This window comes from Devosia sp., assembly GCF_028290645.1.
In the GTDB taxonomy this organism is placed as follows: Bacteria; Pseudomonadota; Alphaproteobacteria; order Rhizobiales; family Devosiaceae; genus Devosia_A.
In genome coordinates this window covers 1-2,828 of record NZ_JAQGJL010000070.1, presented here as the reverse complement: position 1 = coordinate 2,828, position 2,828 = coordinate 1, and the positions used below count along the sequence as shown (strand labels likewise).

Sequence of the window (2,828 nt, the reverse complement as noted above, 5' to 3'; positions counted from 1 at the left end):
TGTTCATTGCGCGCAACGCCGACCGCTGCAGTCACCTGCTGATCCGCGTCGCACCGGAAGAGGCGGACGACGGCTTGCTGATCACCGCCGCCTTCACCCTCGATGAGATGCGCACCTGGCACCAGGTCGAGGCGGTCGTGCCACTCGCGGAACTGCGCCGCGAGGACGGGCCCGATCGCAGCCTCATGACCGCCTTCGGCGAACTCGACGACGGCATCAGCGCGGCGCGCATCGCCCGCCTGTTCGCGCCGCTTTCCGTCGCCCAGCGCATGGCGGCCGGCCGGCGCGACTGATCCTGCAACCGATGGTGGCCCTTTCATCGCGGGCCGGGGAGCAACAATGGTTACCTGCTGGTTCATCGTCATCGAGAGCATGGGCTCTTGGTGGGTCGATTGCGAAGGCAAGGCGTACGGCCCGTTCGACACGCGCGAGGACGCACAGGCCGAGGCCAAGCATATCGCCGTCACCTACGGTGATCAGAGCCGCCGCTCCCAGGTATTCTCCGCCGAGCGCGACGGCACGCACCGCCTGATCTGGACCGCTCCGAAGACTGGCACTAGCGCAGGTCGTCGTACGGCATCTTGACCGAACCGACGCGCCGCGCCAGTGCCGAGAACGACAAAGCCCCGTCGTCGGCAACCGTGGCGTTGGCCATCCGCAGCAGCCGCGCCGGAAATGCCAGGGCGTCGCGCTCGGCGGGGCGGAGGTTCTCGATCGAGCGGTTGTCGTTCATGGCGGTCTGCTCGGCTGCCCGCATGGCGTCGTCCACCTCCTCGCGGGTGACCATGCCCTTGCGGATCATCGTTTCGTGCATCGCCGCGATCACTAGGTACAGGCCCTCGAGCTGCAGGTTCGCAGTATTCATCGCTTCCTTCCTTCCCTCATAGCGAAGAGGCGGGCCGGAGCCCGCCTCTTTTTTTATGCTGCGCTCATCCTCAGTGAATGAACAGCATGATGATGATGATCAGCCAGATGGGGATGCCCAGCAGCCAGAGTCCAATACCTCTCAACATCGTCTCTCTCCTCTGTCAGACGCGGCGGAACGCATTGCGGAACACGGTGCGGTTGTCGCGGTGGTTGCCGCCCATCTGCGCGGCCCAGAAGGCTGCGACGGCACTGACCAGCAGTGAAGCAGCAGTAAGGAACGCGGCGACGATGCCGGTCTTGCGGGCCGTCTCGGCTGCCGCGGCGGCTTTTGCCTTAGCGTCGTCGACGGCGGCCAACACCTCGTTGACGCGGGCCGTGGCTTCGTCGGCCGTGAGACCGGTATTGGCTGCGACCACCTGCGCCAGATACGCCTTGTCGGCATCGTTGACCGGACCGGTGACGGCCTGTGCCAGAATTCGCCCGGCTTCGGCGCGCAGCTCCGTCGGGTTCGCCGCAGGCGTCGCCGCTGCCGTCGGGGACGGCCGGAACAGCGTATCGACGAAGTAGGCATTCGGGTCGAGCGTGGCGCCGGCATCGTCAGCCGCGGTTGCAGCTGCCTGGGTGACCGTAGCTGCCGCTCCACCGACCGCATTGACCGCCGCAGAGATGCCGCCAAGGGCGAGCAACCCGCCGATTACCAGCGCGCCACCCCAGACCAGAAGACCATGCACGCCGTCGCGCAGGTCTACTTCGTCCTCGGTGGCGTCGTTGTGACGCCGACGCATCCGCCCGGTCACATAGGCACCGGCCATGAAGCTGGAAAGTTCGACCCAGAGCAGCCAGAGCGCTGCCGCTATGGCGATCCAGATCACCGGAACATCGGGGCCGGCGTGGAAATTGACGAAGCTCAGCCCGATCGCGGAGCCGAAGCTCAGCAGCACCAGCGAGATCGCCGAGGCGATCACAATGCCAGCGATGATCGCCGGCCAGTCCACATAGGAGCTGTTGTCTGCCACGGCAGGCACCGGGGCGACGACTACGTCCAGTTCGGAAGGTATGGTCATGGTGATGTCCTTACCTCAGGCCGAAGAAGGACAGGATAGCCAGGACCACGACCACGAGGCCGACCAAATAGATGACGCCATTCATTTTCTTTATTCCTCCATGACCCTGTTGGGTGAGAAAGAAGCGCTACAACCCCGGTTTGGTTGCAGGAGCGGCAAATAATCCTACACGGGGCGGTGAGCGCGCCGATGTAGTGTCGGTGTCCCAACCCGCCGCCGACGTCGACCGCGGCCCCATGCGCACCTCCTTCGCCTCGGGCGCCATGCGGGCGCCATCGCCCCGCTTTAATGTTGCCGCAGCACGACTTTCCAAACCCAACGGAGACCTCATGTTCCCGACAGATGTGTTCAAGCGTTACCGGGTCCGCGACGGGAAGGAGTTCCGGCTCGCCGATTTCAACCCCGCCGACACCGGCGGGCTCCAGGTCGGCAAGGAAGAGGCCAAAGCCCAGCTCGCCGAGGGGGTAGAGCGGATGGCAAAGCTCCAGGACAAGCTCTATGCCGAGCATCAATGGGCGCTTCTCATCATCCTCCAGGGCATGGATACGTCGGGCAAGGATGGGGTGGTCGAGCACGTCATGTCCGGAGTGAACCCGCTCGGATGCGTGGCCCATTCGTTCAAGGCGCCCACCGAGCACGAACTCGACCACGACTATCTCTGGCGCTGCCACGTCGCCTTGCCGCGGCGCGGGCATATCGGGATTTTCAATCGCTCCTACTACGAGGAGGTGCTGGTGGTCCGCGTGCACCCGGAGGTCCTCGCCAAGGAGGGGATACCGCCTCGGCTGGTGGGCGAGGGCATCTGGAAGCAGCGCTTCAAGGACATGGTGGCATTTGAGGACTACCTGTCGCGAATCGGCATTGTGCCGGTGAAGTTCTTTCTAAACGTGTCGAAGG

At 64.6% G+C, this 2,828-nt stretch carries 4 protein-coding genes and 1 pseudogene; 3 read left to right on the top strand and 2 right to left on the bottom strand.

Translation table 11 applies throughout. The features are described from left to right. Both JWQ89_RS03720 and JWQ89_RS03715 read left to right on the top strand, forming a co-directional pair. On the top strand, positions 1 to 293 hold a 293-nt coding region (locus JWQ89_RS03720; protein WP_299638514.1), incomplete at its 5' end, for a hypothetical protein. Between the two features lie 46 nt (positions 294 to 339). Beyond that, on the top strand, positions 340 to 585 hold the full coding sequence (locus JWQ89_RS03715; protein ID WP_299638512.1) for a hypothetical protein: 246 nt from the start codon (positions 340 to 342) through the stop codon (positions 583 to 585). Here JWQ89_RS03715 and JWQ89_RS03710 read toward each other — a convergent pair. Beyond that, a complete protein-coding gene (locus tag JWQ89_RS03710) occupies positions 557 to 865 on the bottom strand; it encodes a hypothetical protein (RefSeq protein WP_299638511.1) in 309 nt (102 codons plus the stop codon). The genes JWQ89_RS03715 and JWQ89_RS03710 overlap by 29 nt on opposite strands. A gap of 163 nt (positions 866 to 1,028) precedes the next feature. Continuing rightward, the gene (locus JWQ89_RS03705) at positions 1,029 to 1,931 is read right to left on the bottom strand and encodes a hypothetical protein (protein WP_299638509.1); all 903 of its coding nucleotides are present in this window, start codon (positions 1,929 to 1,931) and stop codon (positions 1,029 to 1,031) included. Positions 1,932 to 2,260: 329 nt separating this feature from the next. Here JWQ89_RS03705 and JWQ89_RS03700 point away from each other — a divergent pair. Further along, a pseudogene (locus JWQ89_RS03700) lies at positions 2,261 to 2,828 on the top strand (polyphosphate kinase 2 family protein); the annotation flags it as partial.